At 40.8% G+C, this 19,938-nt stretch carries 15 protein-coding genes; 8 read left to right on the top strand and 7 right to left on the bottom strand.

The window, feature by feature from the left end; all coding sequences use genetic code 11:
- Window positions 1-23: 23 nt before the first annotated feature.
- Window positions 24-764, bottom strand: a complete 741-nt coding sequence (gene rpsB, locus HT99x_RS06900) for a 30S ribosomal protein S2 (protein ID WP_083482874.1) — start codon at window positions 762-764, stop codon at window positions 24-26.
- Window positions 765-980: 216 nt separating this feature from the next.
- Between rpsB and map the strand changes: the two genes are divergently transcribed.
- The 5 genes from map (at window position 981) to HT99x_RS06875 (ending at window position 6,895) form a co-directional block, all read left to right on the top strand.
- Window positions 981-1,751 (top strand): type I methionyl aminopeptidase, encoded by a 771-nt coding sequence (map, locus tag HT99x_RS06895; protein ID WP_075066361.1) that lies wholly within the window; start codon window positions 981-983, stop codon window positions 1,749-1,751.
- A gap of 79 nt (window positions 1,752-1,830) precedes the next feature.
- Window positions 1,831-4,434, top strand: coding sequence for a [protein-PII] uridylyltransferase (gene glnD, locus HT99x_RS06890; RefSeq protein WP_259565872.1), 2,604 nt, complete (start codon window positions 1,831-1,833; stop codon window positions 4,432-4,434).
- A gap of 174 nt (window positions 4,435-4,608) precedes the next feature.
- The gene (locus tag HT99x_RS06885; RefSeq protein ID WP_075066364.1) at window positions 4,609-5,688 is read left to right on the top strand and encodes a hypothetical protein; all 1,080 of its coding nucleotides are present in this window, start codon (window positions 4,609-4,611) and stop codon (window positions 5,686-5,688) included.
- On the top strand, window positions 5,672-5,926 hold the full coding sequence (locus tag HT99x_RS06880; RefSeq protein ID WP_075066365.1) for a hypothetical protein: 255 nt from the start codon (window positions 5,672-5,674) through the stop codon (window positions 5,924-5,926). The genes HT99x_RS06885 and HT99x_RS06880 overlap by 17 nt, the downstream gene beginning before the upstream one ends.
- A 132-nt stretch (window positions 5,927-6,058) precedes the next feature.
- Window positions 6,059-6,895, top strand: coding sequence for a transposase (locus HT99x_RS06875; RefSeq protein ID WP_075066366.1), 837 nt, complete (start codon window positions 6,059-6,061; stop codon window positions 6,893-6,895).
- Between the two features lie 33 nt (window positions 6,896-6,928).
- Here the strand turns inward: HT99x_RS06875 and HT99x_RS06870 are convergent, their stop codons facing one another.
- The 5 genes from HT99x_RS06870 to icmW all read right to left on the bottom strand — a co-directional run bounded on the left by HT99x_RS06870 (window position 6,929) and on the right by icmW (window position 13,815).
- A complete protein-coding gene (locus tag HT99x_RS06870) occupies window positions 6,929-10,210 on the bottom strand; it encodes a hypothetical protein (RefSeq protein ID WP_075066367.1) in 3,282 nt (1,093 codons plus the stop codon).
- A gap of 73 nt (window positions 10,211-10,283) precedes the next feature.
- A complete protein-coding gene (locus HT99x_RS06865) occupies window positions 10,284-11,723 on the bottom strand; it encodes a BCCT family transporter (protein ID WP_075066368.1) in 1,440 nt (479 codons plus the stop codon).
- A 68-nt stretch (window positions 11,724-11,791) separates the two neighbouring features.
- Window positions 11,792-12,988, bottom strand: a complete 1,197-nt coding sequence (locus tag HT99x_RS06860) for a hypothetical protein (protein ID WP_075066369.1) — start codon at window positions 12,986-12,988, stop codon at window positions 11,792-11,794.
- A 55-nt stretch (window positions 12,989-13,043) separates the two neighbouring features.
- The gene (locus tag HT99x_RS06855) at window positions 13,044-13,364 is read right to left on the bottom strand and encodes a hypothetical protein (protein ID WP_075066370.1); all 321 of its coding nucleotides are present in this window, start codon (window positions 13,362-13,364) and stop codon (window positions 13,044-13,046) included.
- Window positions 13,357-13,815, bottom strand: coding sequence for a type IVB secretion system protein IcmW (icmW, locus tag HT99x_RS06850; protein WP_075066371.1), 459 nt, complete (start codon window positions 13,813-13,815; stop codon window positions 13,357-13,359). The genes HT99x_RS06855 and icmW overlap by 8 nt, the downstream gene beginning before the upstream one ends.
- A 394-nt stretch (window positions 13,816-14,209) precedes the next feature.
- Here icmW and icmV point away from each other — a divergent pair, with 394 nt between their 5' ends.
- From icmV to HT99x_RS06835, 3 genes are read left to right on the top strand one after another with little or no spacing between them, the layout of a single operon-like run.
- Window positions 14,210-14,734 (top strand): type IVB secretion system protein IcmV, encoded by a 525-nt coding sequence (gene icmV / locus HT99x_RS06845; RefSeq protein ID WP_075066372.1) that lies wholly within the window; start codon window positions 14,210-14,212, stop codon window positions 14,732-14,734.
- Window positions 14,731-16,812, top strand: a complete 2,082-nt coding sequence (locus HT99x_RS06840) for a DotA/TraY family protein (RefSeq protein WP_075066373.1) — start codon at window positions 14,731-14,733, stop codon at window positions 16,810-16,812. Before icmV ends, HT99x_RS06840 begins: the two co-directional genes overlap by 4 nt.
- Before the next feature lie 8 nt (window positions 16,813-16,820).
- The gene (locus HT99x_RS06835; RefSeq protein ID WP_139016598.1) at window positions 16,821-19,007 is read left to right on the top strand and encodes a DotA/TraY family protein; all 2,187 of its coding nucleotides are present in this window, start codon (window positions 16,821-16,823) and stop codon (window positions 19,005-19,007) included.
- An 83-nt stretch (window positions 19,008-19,090) separates the two neighbouring features.
- Here HT99x_RS06835 and HT99x_RS06830 read toward each other — a convergent pair whose 3' ends face one another.
- Window positions 19,091-19,933: a hypothetical protein gene (locus HT99x_RS06830; protein WP_075066375.1), complete on the bottom strand. Its 843-nt coding sequence runs from the start codon at window positions 19,931-19,933 to the stop codon at window positions 19,091-19,093.
- Window positions 19,934-19,938: the final 5 nt, after the last annotated feature.

The raw sequence follows: 19,938 nt of genomic DNA, 5'->3' as shown, positions 1-19,938 counted from the left end.
CCTTTGTGTCAACTGATATCAAATTATTCTTGATCATTCTCAAGTTCAACATACTCACTAGCTTCTGCTTGTGAATGGCTGAGATTACTTCTTGCTTCTAAAATGACATCCGCAACACTGGAAACATAAAGTTCAATAGAGCGTAATGCATCATCGTTACCAGGAATAATGTAATCAATACCCGCTGGATTGTTATTAGTATCGACGACACCTGCGACAGGGATTCTAAGATTATTTGCTTCTTTAATCGCAATTTTCTCATGGCCCACGTCAATGACAAAAATCGCATCTGGTAGGCTATCCATGTTCTTGATACCGCCCAAACTGCGCTCTAATTTGATCATTTCACGCTCACGCATAAGCGCTTCTTTTTTCACGAGCTTTTCAAAGGTGCCATCATCACGCATTGCTTCAAGTTCGTGTAAACGCTTAATGGACTGCTTAACCGTTTTAAAGTTGGTTAACATACCACCTAACCAGCGATAATTAACGAAAGGCATACCACAGCGCTCTGCTTGTTCTTTGATGATATTGCTTGCGCAAGTTTTAGTACCAACGAATAAAATTTTACCATTGCGTGAAGCTACACGACGAATAAAGCTCAAAGCTTCGTTGAATAAGGGTAAGGTTTTATCCAAATTGATGATGTGAATTTTGTTACGAGCACCATAGATATATGGCTTCATTTTGGGGTCCCAGAATCTGGTTTGGTGACCAAAATGTACGCCCGCTTCTAACATATTACGCATTGTAATTGTTGGCATGAGATTTTCTCCTTTGGGGTTAATCCTCCATGCGTCCCATCCTCCGACTCCAAGCAGTACCCTTACCGTAAGGATTCGAGTATTCTTAAAGCACCCCGGACGATGTGTCGACACATGTGTGTGTTTTATACTAATTACATAACTTAAAATTGTGCCATAATTTGCACAACTTCGGCGCGATTTTATACCATATATGAAGGAGATAGGAAACTAAAAATGGCAGTTACGATCAAAACACCACAAGACATAGAAAAAATGCGCAATGCAGGCCGTTTAGCGGGCGAAGTACTTGATATGATAGGTCCTTATGTCAAAGCAGGGATTAGCACCGATGAACTCAATACCCTTTGCCATAATTATATCGTTAATGTTCAGCAGGCCATTCCTGCCCCTTTGAATTATAAAGGCTTCCCTAAATCTATTTGTACCTCAATTAATCACGTCGTCTGCCATGGGATCCCCAATGAGAAAAAGCTCAAAGACGGCGATATTATCAACATCGATATCACCGTTATTAAAGACGGTTATCATGGTGATACCAGTAAAATGTTTACCATTGGCGAACCTTCCGTCAAAGCGGCTCGCTTAATTAAAATTACGCGCGAATGTATGCTACTTGGGATCCAACAAGTCAAAGCAGGTAATTATCTTGGTGATATTGGCGCAGCTATTCAAGAACATGCACATCAACATCATTTTTCAATTGTACGTGAATATTGCGGACATGGTATTGGCAAAATTTTCCATGAAGAACCTCAAGTATTGCACTACGGCAAAGCTAAAACAGGCTTAAGATTAGAAGAAGGCATGATTTTTACCATTGAGCCTATGCTCAACGTTGGTAAGAAAGAAACGCGTTTACTACCTGACAATTGGACCGTCGTCACCAAAGATCATAGCTTATCTGCTCAGTGGGAACATACCGTACTGGTTACCGCTGACGGGTTTGAAGTATTAACCAAACGCAAGGAAGAAACCGATCTCTAATCCTATTGGCAAGGAGCCACCCTTTCTTTCGCTTTTAGCAGCTTTTAAAGCGCACTCATCGTTTGCCTTGCAAGACTTGGTGCGCTCTATTAAGCAAACCCATGAACAGTATTTGCAATCACTCGATAGCCATCTCGCCCCTCATACTGACATCTTATTATTCTTACAACAACGCGCCACCTGGTTAGATGAGATATTACAACTGAGTTGGCAGCGCGTTGGATTAGCAGGTGAATCTCTCACTTTAATTGCACTAGGAGGTTATGGCTTAGGTCGTATTTTTCCAGGCTCAGATGCCGATATTTTACTCCTTTCTCCAACTCCTTTATCAGAACCATTAGAACAGAAAATTTCGCTTTTTATCTCAACTATTTGGGATTGTGGTATCAAAGTAGGTTCAAGTGTCAGAACACTCAATGATTGCCTAACTGATGCAAAAACCGATCTAAATTTTTATACTAATTTGCTTACCCATCGTTTTATCTGCGGCTCTAACCATCTTTATCAATCCTTCACACCCAGTCTTACCTCACTCTATCACTTTGATCACTTTCTGACGGCTAAAATACAAGAACGTCAAGCACGCTATCAACGATTTGACAATACGGAATATGGATTAGAACCCAACATTAAAGAAAGCCCTGGCGGCTTAAGAGACATTGATTTTATCACATGGATAGCACTTAAAAAATATCAACAAGCTGATTGGCAATTATTATTGACTCATGATGATATCAATCAAATGGAATATCGCAGGCTAACACAAGCAAGTCGTTTATTATGGAAAATTCGTTATTATCTACACTTATATTGTGAGCGCAAAAGTGAACGACTTTATTTTGAATATCAAGCAAAGCTAGCCGATGCTTTTGGCTGTATCGGTGATAATTTAAACAATAAAATTAGTCATTTCATGCAACAATATTATCAAACTGTCAGTGAAATTAGAGAAATAACCGATATTTTATGTCAATATCTCACTGAAAAATCAAACCATCTTCATTCATTACCCAAAGTAACATTGACTCCTTATTGTCATTTAATTCAAAAAACGTTAGATATTTCTGATAGCCATTTCTTACAACAACACCCCGCACATTTACTGCATTTATTTGTGTTGTTTGCTGATAATGATGACATTTTATTTTTTTCAGCCAATTCATTAAGATTCATTCGTGAATTTTCTCAATCATTACCAAGAGAAAAGCTTTATACCCCCCAAGGTCGACGTTATTTTATTGAAATAATTTCACGTTATCGCGGTGTCTTTAAAGCATTGTCGTTAATGCATCGTTTAGGGCTTTTGTCATTATATTTACCTGAAATGACTCCTCTTACTGGGCAAATGCAGTATGATCTTTACCATCTTTATACCGTTGATGCTCATACTTTATTTGTACTTCGCAATTGTGAATGCTTATTTGAAAAAAATGGCCTACACAACTTTGCGTTGGTCTTTTCGGCAAAAGAAGCTATCGCTTCTCCTAGCCTTTTATTTTTAGCTGGACTACTCCATGATATTGGTAAAGGGCAAGGCGGTAATCACAGTGGCAAAGGCGCCATTATTGCAAAACAATTTTGTCTAGAGCATGGTCTTTCTCCTGAAAATGCTGAGATGGTGGCTTGGTTGGTGAATGATCATCTTCTCATGTCAGAAGTCGCACAGCATCAAGACATTTGGGATACAACCGTCATTGCGCGATTTTCTACTACCGTTAAAACATTAAATCGTTTGCATTTTCTGTATTTACTCACTATTGCCGATATTTATGCGACCAATCCCTCACTTTGGAACCATTGGCGAAGTGCGCTATTGAGAGATCTTTATCTTTCAACCAAGCAATCACTAACAGAAAAGCTATTTGACTTGCCAAAATCTGATACAGCTAGTAAGCAAGCTCGAGTGTTGGCACAACTCACCCAAGATAGCAGCCTCGATCCACAGAGTGTGCGCGCATTATGGGAAAAATTTGGCAATCATTATTTTCAATTAGAAAGTATCAGCCATATTGCCTGGCATACTCAGGTGATTTTAAAATCCTTACCTTTGCCAGTGAGTTTTGCCATTAAACCACATCGAAATGAAGCAGGGACCGATGTTTTTATCTATGCCCCCGATGATCCTTATTTATTTGCCAGTGTCTGTGCCACTTTCGAAAAGAACTTTCTCAACATTGTCCAGGCTCGAATTAGCAGAACCACTCATCAATATACTTTACAAAGCTATATTGTCCTTGAACAACAAGGTAACCCTATCAGCAATCCCGAACGCTTATCCGCTATTGAAAAAGCACTGAAGGATTTGTTAGCACCCCTGACACAATCACCTGTAGGCTCCATTGAATTACCTACAGTGAGTCGACACATCACGCGTACCTTAAAGTTCTTTGAAGGTCGGCTCAGCATTGAGATGCAACATATCGATTCACTACAACAAACCATGCTCACCTTACATGCGCCCGATTTTCCAGGATTGCTCGCTCGAGTTGCCAAAGCATTTGTGCAGTGCAATGTTAGAGTGAATAGCGCAATGATTAATACACTTGACGCTAAAGTAGAAGATTTGTTTTACATCACTTTTCAAGATCCGGGACAATCTCTCACACAACAAGAGCAGCAACAGGCTTTGAAAACCGCAATTGTGGATGCTATAAAGGTAGACAAAATCACGCCGAAGCTTTAGCGAAGGCGGACGGCAGCTCTCTCATCAGCCCGCCTTCGCTAAAGCTTCGGCGTGGCACTTGTGCATGCACAAGTGGCTAATCAGCAAAGATATTCCTATACTAGGTCTATAGACCTTTGCTCTTTGAGGCTAGGCTTTACCCTCATTTTATGGGGAGTTACACTTTGGTAAATCATGATCATTATAGAGATGGACATTGTGACAGACGATAACCAAACAGTTTATGTTGCGTATTTAATGGCCCCCGCCCGTACGCCTGGGGCAATGCTGTTTTCGCAACAAGTGTTAGCTCAACAAGAAAAAAGGGTTCGAGATTTTATTAGTCAAAAATCCAACGGAAAATTATTAAAAAACTTTATTGAATCCTGTGAACATCCACGTCACCGCTGGCCAGTACTGGAAGATGCGGTCACTTTTTGTTTAGAAAACCGAGCGACCCTCATTATTGCAGAAATTCGTAATTTCACCAGTAACGATGCATTTGCTAAACAAATATTACGGTTATTAGGTGCGCAACGTTCTCGAAGTGATGCGGCCTTTAGCGATTACCAAGGTGATATTTACTGCTGTGATCAGCCTTTTATTACTAAAGAATCTTTTTCCGCTTTAGCAGAACATGCTAAACAACAAAAGAAGCTACATGGTGAATTAATCAAGGCGGGCTTAAGTCGTACGACGGCTAAATCGGGTAACCCACATGCAAGTGATGTTATCAGCAAAGTTAATAAACCAAAAATTGATAATGCGATTGTCTATGCCTTGATGCTTCAGCCCATTATTTCAGAATATACTGCCAAAGGTTTTTCACAACGAAAAATGGTTTCCACCTTAAATGAAGAAGGTTTTACAGCACCAGAAGGTGGTCAGTGGGTACTTAGCCAATTGCAGAAAGTGATTGAACGTATTCGTATGAACGAAGCGGCTTTAACGCTAGAAAAACGGTTTTTAGAGTATCGTGCTCGTCATTATGATAATGCTAAAATTGCTGATATGCTAAATAGTCTTGATCTTGTCTGCCCTAAAGGTAAAAGTTGGGATGCAGAAATCGTTGAGAAAGTAAGTGAGCGCATCAAACAAATTCATGACATCATTCGTTTTAATGAATTTGTTATTGAATTAATGCCAATATTAGAGAAATATCATATCGATGAACTCACGGCTGATGTATTGATGAATGAAATAGAATCGGCGGGTGTCTCAATCCCCGCTTCAAGCGCAATGAATGAGGACGCATTAAATGACAAAGCAAGCTGACAAAGAAGAACTACTTAATCAAGTCATCGCTTACTTGAATTGTGCTGATCTATGTCAGGATGTTTTCAGCAAGAATCCTAAATATACACCCTATTGCGACGCACAGGCCCAATCTTCTTCAGCGCATGGCCCAGCACTACTTTCTAAACAAATTGCAGTAATTAGCCAAACAGCTGAAAACTTTTTAACCGCAAGTTATAGTGTTGAAAGTAGAAAATCTGCACGTCAAAAGCCATAATCCTGCGTTATTAAGTTGACCATTCTGCAGGAATACGTTTAAATAACGCCGAAATAGGCTGTTATATTATATAAAGACAAGGCCAATACAGGGAATCAGTTATTACTAATCGATGGAGCACGTAGTCCCCTCATGTCTGACTGGCTTAAACGGATCACTTCTATTATTTCGCAACAATCTGACCATGTCATCACTCGCGAAATAAAACGAGCATTTACACCCTTACAAAATGAAAATCAGCCTTTATCGCGTTTTACCACCACCTCGGTGCGAACTGATCCAACTTTTGCCAAACGTCTTCCAACCACAGTGCATGAAAAGTCGACTACGTTACCCGTTGAGGAAAAAGAAAACATGCCAAAAGCACCTATAGACAGCGATGATAACTTAAAAGCCTTAAAGCGATTAAGAGATTTGCCACGCGGTACCAATGTCGACTCGCGAATCGCTGCTATTAAAGATCTTTTAGGTGAAACAGAAATCTTCAAAACACTTAAAATGCTACGTTGGCCACAAGGCGTGGTTTGCCCTCGTTGTCGCTCATCGAATGTTGTTAGACGCGATCCCCCTGCAGATGCCATCGATCAACGGCATTTTTATGTTTGTTTAAATTGTAAAGGTGAAGGCGATCCCAGCGACTTTGATGATTTCACAGGTTTACCCATTGGCTCTATTCATGCATTGCGTCAATGGATTCTTTGTTGGTACTTGATTGGATTTTGTTCCGTCAATCAAATTGCTAAAGTGCTTGGTTTAAGTCTTCAAGAAGTATTACAAATTGCGAGTATCGGCAATGATCTTGCTTCTCTTCCCGATTTGGAAGATAAGCAGAAAAAAGAATTATTTGCACAAAAAGAACGTAAAGCCCAAGAAAAAAGAACCGCCAGAGCAAACGTAGAATTAAACGAAGAATATACGCGTAGCGAAAGTCGCTCACCATTAAAGCCCGGGTATAAATCTAAAAAATAGTGAACGACTCAGCACTTTTGAAGAAGAAAGCATTTACATCCTTGCAGATGAACTTCTTTCTTCTTTAACGGTTGCCTCCATGGCAGCACTAACCGTTTCAAGCATGACTCCCATACTTTTTGCTTGTTGTTTTTGTTCTGCGGCAATCGATGTTTTTAAATGCTGGGACATCACTTCGCTGATATTGTCGATAGTGCGATCTTTATAGGCATAATCTTTTAAGGTTCTGCCATCTTCCATTTTGACATCTTTAAACAATTGAAAAGCCGCTGAATTTTCGGCAGAGATGGGATTGCGCCATTTTCCCACATCGAGCTTGGGAACCTGCATTGCAAAATGTTCAAAATAGGCTTTTTCGGCTTCACTAAATTTGGTATCGGGTGTAATTTTAATGCGTTTCCCAGTATCATCTGAGGCAATGAGTTCTCGACCTTCTAAAATGGCTCTTTTTTTAAATTCCATTAAAATCGCGAGCGATAACTCTGCTTGATTTCCTTGAGAAGGTTGTAAAAAAATCGGATTCTCGCGCGTTCCTTTTTGGTACTCATTTAAAGCAACCGTAACAAAATCCGAAACTTGTGCATTCATTTCAGACAATTGATTTTCTCTGCCAGCAAAGTGTTTTTTAATGCCTTGAAACTTACCCGTTTGCACACCAATAACCGCTTTGCGACTATAGTTAAACTTTCCGGTTACCGTGAGTTTAGGTGGATCATCAGATGAAGTACTATGCTCAATTTTAAGACGTTTTTGATGCCCTTTTATTTCTAAAGAGTCTCCCGTTGCATCAAAGGCAGTAGAGCCTTTTTTATGTTGATGAAACATATTAGGTTTATCTGCACTAAGATGAGGTATAATGGTTTCATTCAAAGAATCCATTAATTCATCTTTTACCTCTTGAGGTATTTCTTGCTTGTCTAATAGCTCTATAATTTTTTCTAATCGTGCTTCGTAGTTTTTTTCAGTATAACGACTTTTATTATTAGCTAAAGCACGTAAACTCTTCAACATGCCTTCAATGGCTTCAAAAGTCTCTAATTTTGCTAATATCTCAGCTTTATCTTCTGGATTTTCAGCGTCTGCCCATGCTTTTTTGGTGCCTTCAATGGCAAAAGTCATCAGTGGTAAAACATTATCAAGGTGATTTTTAAAATTATAGGTTCTACCACGATTAGGTTGATCTTCTACTTGATGGTTTAAAGCGCTGATGAAAGAAGCTAAATTGTTATATGGCATTCCACTAAAGAGCTTATCATAGATGTCCATATCAATTTCATGCGGGGGATAACTAAATTTCCTAGCCGGTTCGACAACATTTTCTGCGGTATTGGTAGCTGTATCGGATTGTCGTTGTTGGTTATACAATACACTGCGTTGAGGTTGTGATGCCACAAAGAGAGTTTCTTCCTGATGGGGTGGTGGTGTCTGCAATTCAGCTAAACTTCCTAGCCCCTCTAAATCATCAAGCAAATCATTAATGTTCGTTTCACTAGACAATCTTTGTCCTTCCTCGCGCGGTTGTCGTTGTTCTTGCTGTTGCTCTTCAAGCCCAACCCTCCCTTCTCTCAGATCTTGCACGACTTCCCTGCCCTCTTTAAGCCTCTGAAGCCTTTGCCCCATGCTCATCGTAAAACCAACTGCTCCACTGGGTTGGATATTTTCAAAACCTTCTTTATAGGCCGCAGGCAAGTTCTTAGCTGCTTCGCTCAGTGCCTCCTTCATTTTAGGAACGACATAAATCACGTCATGTTTAGCATTTTGTCCTTGCTTAACCTCATCAATAAATTTCTGTAGACTTTGCTCATCATTAATCAAGGTGCCTGCTTTTGGCTTGACGGATGTATTGAGTTCCACAAATTTGGGCGTTGGTGGATTCTGTTTTGCATAAGCTTCCATAAACGATTGATTTAGCGATTTTAAGAACGACATATTTTTTTCAAAAAAGGCTTTAATATCAGCATTTCCCTTATCTTCAAGTATCGTTTCTAAATGTGCTGTCCCGCTACCCAGATTTCGTATAGCATCCATAAATTCTAGCGCAAGAGGAATTTTGTACGCACCTTGTCCTCCTGGTCTGCCCTGTAACAATTTGCTAAGTTGTTGAGAAAATTCTGCAACCTTTTGCTCGTGTGGTGAATTCTTAATCCATTGATTATAAAAGCTATTGGGATCGGCGCTTTGTGCAAGCATTTTTCCCATTTCACCCATTGCTTGTGTGACCGGTTTTGTTGTCTGAGCCTTAATGACAGGTGAATCCACTTCGGCTTTTTGAGCTTTGTGATTGATTACTTTCACTCTACCGCTAGAAGTCAGTTTCAGGCCATTTTTCTCAATAACTTCTTGCCAATCACGATAACCTTGGGGTGGTAAATATTTTCCCTTAACGTAGTTTCCTTTAATGCCTGTTAGTTTCTCAATTGTGTTAGTCGCTGCTGCTGAAACACCATCATCGGTATTACGATCATTAAGGGCATAGAAATCATTACCTGGCCAGGAAGCATGGTCCCAGGCAACCACTTTAAATAATTTACAATCTTTAAACTGTTCACCATGTACACTAGGATGTGATAATAAAGGGGGGGCTCTCATAGGATCATCCAAGATAAAAGCAGGTGGTCCATCTACTTTAGATTTAGCTTGACCAGGCCCTGGCGTGCAATAATAGCCTTGAATATTTTGTAGTTTATCTTTATTTTCATTGATAATTTCTTGTAAAATTTCGGGAAAAAGTTTTACCACTTGTGCTTTATAATCCCCAGCGAATTCTCCGCAACCCAAACCGGGTATCGCAAAAAATCCTTTTTCATTATTATCACCACATTCTTTATTGGCATTTAATAGCATGGGTAATAATCTTCTTTCATACAGCGCTTTAAGTGCTTGTTTATCGACCTTACCGTCTTTAACCACTTCCTTATAATCAGGGCAATTTTTATTTTTTAGCAATGCGCCTGGCGTATATAAGATCCCTGCATTAAAAGGTTTTGAATGTGCTGTAGGAGAAAACCAATTACCATTATCATACACTTGGACATTCATAGTGACATTAATATCACCCAATATGCTTAATTCATTTTGATTCCAAGAGCGATTATCACCCGTAACCAACTGAGGACTTTCAGCAAATATTTTGGGTTTCTTAGATTGGATCAGATAATCAAGCAAAGTCTCTTTGGTTAAATCTGCTATTTTGATGTTATTGTTATTTAAGGTTTCTTTTAAGTGCTGTCCTATATTCTCAGGATTGCTTTTAAGCTCTTGTAGGTAAGCTTCAACCTTTTGCTGAGTCACTTCACTTATAATGACGTTATACATGCACATTCCCCTTGGCAAGGGTATCTTCTATCTAATATTGGATGAGACTCTTTGATGAAGGGATTAGTTCAGGCTACTTGCGTGTAGGGACACATAAACGAAATAAACCGAAATTAAAACCAATATAAAGGGCATTGATGACCAAAACACCCATTGCTGCGGTCTGTATTTGAATTCCATACCAGCCTGCTGTGGTATGCAAGAAAATGCAGCCGATAATCGTCATCAAGATTTTAGGGCTATACCGATTAATGCCGACGGCTTTGCTGGCATCCGCTAACCACAAACGATTTTGATTTGCTTCTGGTGAGGGGTACAGTGCCCCCGATAGAAAAAGATGGGTATCCTTTATCGATTTAAATGTCATTAGGAATGCAACGAGTGTTATGATAGCCAGCAACAACATCAGTATTGAATTCCATACTGCGGGTAGTTGATACGAAATGGCAAGTGGATGGGACGCGAAATAAAACCAACCCATAACAAGCAGTAAAGGCACTGCATACAAGCCCAACACCATCTCTCTAGCCGTTCTGCCTTTGGAGATCTTGGCAAAATAAGAACCCGCTAGTGGTGTCCATAACAACCACCAACCCCAATATAAAGCAGCTAATCGTGATTCTGCGGGCACATTCGCAAAATAGTTACCACATTGCTTACAAATAACAGCAGATTGCAATTCTGGACGACGTGCTAACATCACAACCCCAGTAAAAGCAGCTAGAACAATAATAGGAACCATTAAGGCAATGCTGAGCATAACAACTCGATTGAGGGTTGCATTAGCACGCCCCGATAATCGTCGAAAAATTTTACGGCCAAAACTGAGCGAGGCCAATGGGCCGATAAATGACAGTAAAATGACCGTCATCACTGGCATCGTAAAATGAAAGCGCTGGACATAAAATTCAACAGAATAAGAAAATAATAAAATAATCGCGAAAACAAGCAATGAAATAACCGTCATGGTTGCTCCAGAGGTTGTCGATTCAACATAGGTTTTTAGCATGGGTTCAATCTTTTTGGGGAAAAAGCGTTTCGCGATTTGATAAAGATAGGGTTCTCCCCGCTGGGTATAGGTGACGTAAGCGATTAGTAGTCCCCAAATGCCAATTGAACTCCAAGGAAAGGGACCCCATTCCCAAGGGCTATAGTGTTCAAGCATCGCTTGGAAATCACTCCAGTCAACAACACCTACCGTATATCCTGGCCCTGCAGCGAACGATCCTACGCCCATCGCAAGCGTAAAAATAAACAGAACCACTTGCATTAAGATAAGCTTGAAAAACCATTTTCCGCCTGATAGACGTTCTTGACGTTCACCAAAAGTTAAGTTTCCAAGTGGGGTAAAAATGAACAAACATAACGCATAACCACAAACCCCCATGAGCATGCCATATTTCAATAGCAAATCAGGCCGCATAAAGGAAAGCCATCCAACAATAATAAAACCAAGGAGGGCAATCACGGATTTGAGGATTTTTTTATGTTTCATTGCAAAAAAAAGGGGCATTCACTGCCCCTCTCTGTCGAATTTGTCTTAGTAAACGTATACAACGAATACTGCTTAATTACAAGCAACTACTGACCAGAGCTACTGCCTGAACTTTGGTTTTGTGCATCTTTAGCTTGTTGTTCTGCAGCTGCTTTTTGATCTTCAAGCTCTTTATTGGCTTTATCGGCTTGTAATTTAGCTTCTGCTTGCGCTTTAGCTAATTCAGCATTCATCTTATCAACGCCTTTATTCATCTTCGCCATAATCGCATTTAAAGACGCTAAAAGTGATACTTGTTGTTCTGCCATTCTAAATTGCTGATATTGTACCCATTGATTGTAAGCCATCATATGCGCAATTTCTCTCAGCAAAGCCGCTTCAGAAGCAGTACCAATTGCCGCATACCAATCTTTACTGGTAAAACGGCTTTCAGACGTTTCTTTCATGATTTGCATCACAGTTTTGCTATCGGTTGAACCACCACCGCTGCCGCTAGTATCAGGTGGCGATCTTCTTGCCACGATATCAGCCCAAGCATTCGCACTGACGCCAATCACCGCATATTGAGCTAACATTTCGCCTAATTGCTCCATTTGGCTACCATCAAGTTTTGAGCCTGATTTAAGTTTTGCCGTGATATCAGGATCGTTAGTTGGGAAAGGATTGACTAACATATTCACTAAACTTTGGCTATCGTCTTTAGTGAAACCTGCATCGGTCAAATTGGTTGCCTGCAATAAGGCACCCGCATTAATATTTTTGAGGTTTGCCGTGTCACCGCCACTAAAAAAGCTCGACATTGAACGATACAACTCTAAAGCACCATAGGCTGGTGTGCTTTCAAAATCAACCGTCACCCCCCCAATAGTAATCTGTTTCTGTCCCGATAAAAGCCCCAAACTATTGATCATCGAACGATTGGTGATATCCAGCGCTAATTTCTCAAAATTTAAGACACCCGCCTCAGCTCCCGCTTTGGAAGCCCATAAGGAGCCCGGTGCAACTTGGAACAATCTCTGTTCATCATATCCATAACGCTGAATGCTCTCTTTAGCCCAATAGTTAATGAGAGCGGTTACCATCTCTTTGTTGCTAATGTCATGCTTATCTAGGATTTTTTGTACAATTTCTTTGGAACTATCTAATCGACCGGAAACATCTGAGTTCATTTGATTAATGGCGTTGACCGTATCCGCATCGGCCATCGATATTCCGGGAATGCAGAGCGCACTTAACAATAGCAAGTTACAGAGCGCTCGTTTTTTGCTTTTTAATGTGTTCATAACTTACCTTCTCCATTGTTAAAGCGCGATTTCTACGCTCTTAAATGTTATTTATTTACCAAGTACCACCTGAATCCTGTTGTTGTTGTTGCGATGAATCAGGATTCGTCAACAGAATGGAACCACCACCGCCACCACCTGATGCACCGCCGCTACTATCGCTACCGGGTGTATAGCTTTGTAATTGGTATTCCAAAAAGGGTTGAGGCGGCTTATAAACATCTAGCACGGCGATGCTTTTTTCAATTTCAGAGCATGCGCTAGGAATGTATGTTGACATTTTCCCACATTCATTACGCCAATTATCAGCCATGGCACTGGTAGCGCACAGCGATAATGCCGCCATCATCAATAAACGGTTGATAGAATTACTCATGATTGGACTCCAATGCCTTTAAGATTAAATTAATCCTTTCCGGAGCGAAAACACGTCCTAATAATTGTAATCGTTCAAAAGCAAGATTTCGCTTTAAGAATAAATCGGCGTAGCGGTTTTTATTGGCAGCATCTTTGGTTTGCTCTTCTGCATAGATTAGTAATTTCGACGCGGTTCCAGGTTTTAACACATCTAAAAACTGCATTAAGCGTAACGCACGGCCTGAACGCAAATTGGCGAGCACTTTAATTAATGAAGCTTCGTCAGTTAATTCAAAATCGCTGATTTCATCTAAGGTCGAACCTATGCGCAGTAATAATTCTTCTACTTCAGGTTCATCATCGGCAGCCCAACTTTCAATGCCTTCCATTGAGGTAACAATTCGGTATAAAGTTCTTTTATCGTAATCGTGCCAAAAGGCATGTACGGCTTCTAGTGACATATCTGGCATGTTTCGTGGCTCTCCAACGCGCCTTGACCGTTATTCAATCTATCGGTTTGTGCTAAGTCATTGATTTTTAGCATCTTCACTAACATATTACCCTTTGCCCTTAGGAATTGCTAGCCATTCATGCAGGTAAAAACTACCTCTTCTCTTAAATCCTCTCGACAAAACACGATAGGTTCTGCAAATTAAGTCCATCATAGCTCACAAAAAGTTCAAAAAAAGATAAACGGACCGCGACCTACCTCGATACACCTCGAGAATAATTTACACAGTTAGAATTGTTACATGATAAAATGGTCTTAAGTGTATGCAGCCACACTGCGATTAAAAGATATATATTATGATAAATAGCAACGATAAAATGTTATGTGCTGCTACAAATAAAGGTGTTTGAACAATGGGTATTTTTAAATCCAGTAAAAAGGCCGCGGGCCATATTGTGGATGTCCGCGTCGATAAATGGGTTAGCTGGGATTATCTTAGCGAGTCTGCTGATAACTTTAAAGTCATTTTACTTGACTCTATCATTCCTAAAAAAGCAACCTATTCTGAAACCTTTGAAGAAGCCCTTGAGCGTTTAGAATTAACAGAAGCGGATATCGCTAAACGACAAAAAGAGTTTACACAACTCTTTTATTTTTTTCTGGTTTTATCCCTGGTTATTATTAGTTATGGCTTATATCTTGCGTTCACAGGTTCCATGATAACGGCACTGATTGCTTTTTGTTTATCTATTTACTCCTTGGCACAATCCTTCCGTTTTCATTTTTGGCTTTTCCAACTGAAAAACCGAAAATTAGGTTGCACGATTAAAGAATGGATGAATGCAGCTGTCACAACCAAACATGAAAAGAATCTTGCTGTCAAGAAAAATAAATCCGAAAAAATGTCGAAAACTGGTCATACAAAGGCAAATGAATGAATGCTTTTACTAAAGCATGTGCGCTTTTACTTATACTTGGGTTTCCGACGCTTGTCTTTGGCGTAGGCGCATTTGAAGTAGAATCAACAGATAAGTCCATGGTTTATTTGGGGATGATTTTTGGCTATGTGCCAGGAACCCCTATTCCCAGTTCAGGCAATTCACTCTTTGCCCAATTAGTCTATATTTTTAACCAAGTGGTATTTGCTTTAGGTATCGTTGTTATTGCTTATACCGCCGCATTTGGTGCGATTAATACCGCCCACCAGGGAGAATTCCTCGGTAAAGATTGGCACCCTGTTTTAGTCCCGCTTCGCGCTGGCGCTGGTATCTTACTCCTTTTACCACAAACCACTGGTTACAATTACATGCAAATTATTGTCATGTGGTTCATTGTCCAAGGCGTTGGTGCCGCCAATGCGATGTGGCGGCAAGTTATTATTTCGAATCAAACCCAAGGTAATCTTCACCAAGATACTCGAAAAGTTGATCTACAAAATGCTTCAGACGCTGTTTCAGATATTTTTAAAGCCAATATCTGCATGGCAGCCCTTAATGGCAATAGTTCAACACTCGAACTAATGGAAGAGCCTGTGCAATTTTATCGCATGGGTGATCAAATGCGTTGGGGACGAGTTTCACAAAACGATGCCATTTGTGGCTCAATTGATCTCGCCGCTATTCAAAATAGTATGGGTGGTAATAATTCTAATGCTGAAAGTGCCAAGAATCGTTTTGCGAATGCTTTGATTGATGCACAACAAGCATTAGAAACCGCGGCAGACGAAGCATTAATGCCAATGGCTTACGGCACTGCACCCACCTATTCTAGCGCTAATCAATTTGTCTCTGCCGCTCGTGCACTACAACAAGCAGCGGTGGATGTTTCTAATTATACGGCATCGCTTAATGATGTGAGTGAGCAAGCCATCGAAAATGGTTGGATTTTAGCCGGCAGTTATTATTTTACTATCGTACAAGAAGGTGTTTATGTCCCTGTTACGGTCACTTTTTCGACAATCACACCCAATGTTTCTCAAATTTCGAAGATTGTTTCCCAACAAAAATATAATGAGACTGTTGGTACCGCTTTAGGATTTGCAAATACTTATCAATCAACGGCCTATTCAAGTATCGTTACCCTGTCAACGGCTGATCGTGCAGGCTCCTCCATTGTGTTAAAAAAAGCAAATATGAGTTCACAGGGATCTTCTATCTTTGCTGCTATCTTTGGTAGCCTCTTTGAAGATATTGTGAAAGATCTCATGGAAGCTATCTCAGGCAGTGGTGAAGATAATGAGCACCAAAATGATCCTGTTATTTCAATGGCAAGCTTTGGTAGCCATTTGGCCGTCACCACGGAAAATGTTTTCTTTGCCGCATTTGCACTGGCTTTTGCGCTTTGGACAATATCAACCCCGCTGAGCTGTTTGCAACCACTTGGGCATGCTTTTGATAAGTTACTCACTATTTTTATGCCGATTGCTGTCTTATTAATTTCCCTCTTATGGGTGGCAGGACTCACTTTAGGGCTATACATTCCCATGATCCCTTATCTTGTCTTTACCTTTAGTGCCCTAACGTGGATCATCTTGGTCATTGAGGCTATGCTTGCGGCACCTCTGATTGCCTTGACGTTAATTGTTCCCTCTGAGGATGAAATCGGTAAAGCAGGTCACGCGATTTCGATCTTATTAGGTATTTTCTTACGTCCTGCCTTAATGATTCTTGGCTTTATTATGGCAATGCAATTGTTGATCGTTGCTATTGGGATGCTCAATGCCGCATTTTGGGCAACCATTTTAAATGCAACCGGTGCATCAAAAGGTGTCGGGGTATTTGGTTTAATCGCTATCTTGCTGATGTATGCCGGGGTTGCAACAGGGATGGTTCATGAAGCATTCAGTTTGATTTATCTTGTCCCTAATAAAGTCATGCGTTGGATTGGCGCCAGTGGCGAACAAGATGACGCCATGTCGAAAGTTCAAGAACTTAAAGGAAGCGTACAAAAAGGCGGAGGAATGGGCGCAGGTTTAATGAAGAGTGGTTTAAAAGCTTTCTCTAAAGATAAGAAGTAGTGAAAAATATGACAAAGCGCAATATTGCATCGACACTCGGGTTACTGATAATGCTATTTGCATTACCCAGTATTGCATGGGCACTGGATTTTTCCTGGTCAAGCCCTGACGAGGATAAATCCCTCTTTTATTTAGGCCAAATTTTTGGGCCGGTCGGTAATGCCTTAGCTGGGACGGGTAATGCTTTAATTGCGAGTTTATTCCGTATTTTTAATATTGCTGTTTTGAGCTTAGGTAGTATTGTTGTCAGTTACACCATTGTTTTATCGACCATCAATACTGCGCAAGAAGGCGAAGTTATGGGGCGCAAATGGTCATCGGTTTGGATCCCCTTAAGAGCTGCCGCCGGTATGGCTTTTTTACTCCCAACGGCTAGCGGATATTCATTGATTCAAGTCATGATGATGCAGATTGTCGTTTATGGTATTGCCGCAGGTAACCAAGTTTGGTCTGTTGCCGTCGGTGCCATATCAACGGGCACAGGCGTAATGGGAAGCGCACAGGTTACAGGCGATCGTAAAGGGCCTATTCGCCAATTATTAAGTTCGATGGTATGTTCTGAAACAATCAATAACAATGATGACTGTAAAACGAGTTTTAGTAATGTTCCTTCTAATTATTATACCAAAGTCTCAGGTGATACTGCTTATTTATATGTGGGTATCCAAGATGACCCTGATTTTGCGACACTGTGTGGAGGCATGCAATCTTCAGCAAACGATAGCCAATATGCAGAACTCGATAATTGGTTAGACATTAATAAAGGTGCCATGAGATCTGCTGCAGGAACATTGCAATATGTGGCAACCCAAATTGTTGCCAACACAGGTATTACAGCAGATGCCGTGGGAGCCGCCCTTGATGGTGCTTCTAATAATGTTTATTTATCACTACTCTCAATGCCACTTAAAGTGCAAAGTGGAGATAAATATGGTGCAGCTGCTTTGGAAAATGGCTGGTTATTTGCAGGCAGTTATTATTTCGAATTGATTAAGAAAGGCAGTAGCAGCCCCAGTTTTTCATTCCCAACGAGAATAGGAGATACGTTTGCTTCATCACAAAAGATTGCTGTCGCGTGTAAGCAGGCTATCGCTGATAACATGGCCAAAGTGAGTGCCTTAACCCCATCCGGTTCAGGCGGTGGTTCTACGTCTTCAACCACCGGTAATAGTGAAATGCTCATCATGCAATCGTCGAATGTCGGTGGCGATGGTGGTCCATTATATGACGCGATTTACAATGCCGTTAAATCCGCCACTGTCGATGTGCTGAATACGCTTACCCAAAGTGAAGATGATCCCGTATCTTCCATGAGAAATTTTGGTTCGAGTATCATGATCACCTGTGAAAACCTGTGGTTCCTTATTATTACCCTCGCGTTTGTGATGCTCATTTTAGGCTGCATCATGTCGGGTATTAACCCATTATGTTGGGCATTAGGCGCGATTGTAACGATATTAACCCCTATCTTAACCTTGATTATTGGACTCTTATGGGGGGCAGGTGCTGCCATTGGTATTTACTTACCGATGGTGCCGTATCTTGTCTTTACCTTTACCGCTTTAGGCTGGATGCTCTTAGTGATTGAAACAATGGCAGCAGCACCGATTGTTGCACTGGGTTTAGTGAGCCCTGCTCAGGAAAATCTAGGTAAAGCATCGGCTTCGGTCATGCTTATCACTAATGTCTTCTTACGCCCAAGCTTAATGGTGATTGGATTTGTAGTTGCGGTTAAACTCGTACAAGCAGCAGTTGCAATGGTAAATTTTGGTTTTTTTGCAACGGTTGATGCTTCAACAGGAACGATTGGTATCTTTGGCTGTATCGCGCTTATCTGCTTATATGGTGGCCTTGTTATTGGCATCATCCACGAGTGCTTTAGCTTAGTCTACGTCTTACCCGATAAAATTACCCGTTGGATTGGTGGTCAAGCTGAACAATCGAATGTGAAACAACAATTGAAAGATGTTAAAGAATCTACCGATAAAGGTGCTGAAGTGGGCGCTGGCCTCATGAAGAGCTCTGCAGGTTGGGCACAAGGCGTTGGTAAGGAATCCATGAAGGGTAAAGGCATTATGGAAGGCATCTCAAGTCCCGGTTCTATCATGCCCGGCGCGGACAAAGGCGGTAGCGGTGGCATAGGCCCTGATAAAGGCTTAGGCGGTATGATGGGCATGGGCGGCAAAGGCAAATAAAATGCATAAAAAACCCGCAATTTGCGGGTTTTTTATATCCCCTCACCCGCTGAGTAAACTCAGCGAGATTGTGGTTTGGTCATTTAAGCTTTAGCGGTTAATCTAGGCGTTGCTATTTGCTTCGTTGCTGCCATTCTAGCGGCATTATCAGAGGCTATGTCTTTTTCATTCTTTTCTTTTTGTTGATTCTCATGCAAAACCTGAACCGTATTATAAAGGCAGGATTTTTGCTCTGCTGTTAACGCACCCGTACCTGACATACGCTCAGTATGACGAGCAAATATCGTTAATAACGATTCTGAGATGGTAGGCACCGGCACATAACCATTCGCACGAATATGAAAGTTGCTTATTTCTGGCGAACCAGGCGTTAGGGGTGGTTTGCTGTAATCAACCTTTCCACTGTCATCAATTGGATAAATTTCAGGATAAACACCATTATCATCAGGTAAATACACTAAACGTTCATTTTCACCAGATTCAATGGATTGAAGTTCTTTCAATAATGCCGCTTCGAACTGTAGTGTTTGGGTCCAAAAAGGCGCATTGACAGAAAGTTCTATTGAAAGAATAATTAAATCAAACATGATTTCACCGGCCACACCTTCTGGTGTTAAGCCTGCAAGATGCTCTGCTTTTTCCATCGCACCTTGGGTTTGATGTGGTTTGGTAAACGCATCAATGGTCCGATCTTTGGTCGCCATTCGTTTTTTTAAGGCTTTTTCTTTGCGTTTTTGAGCATCTTTTAGTGTTTCGCGAGTATTTGCTTCATTTTGATCATTTTCATTATTGATACGAACTTGTTTAGCATTTTCTTGATCTAGCCTTTGCTTTTTAGCATTATTTTGGCGAGTTTGCTCGGCAAGTGTCTCAGACGCTTTTCTTTTGCGTGCAAAATCAGGTGTAACTCCATTGGTAATTGCCATGCAAT

The sequence above is a fragment of the Candidatus Berkiella aquae genome (assembly GCF_001431295.2).
GTDB classification, from domain to species: Bacteria; Pseudomonadota; Gammaproteobacteria; order Berkiellales; family Berkiellaceae; genus Berkiella; species Berkiella aquae.
This window is presented reverse-complemented; position numbering and strand designations above follow the sequence as displayed.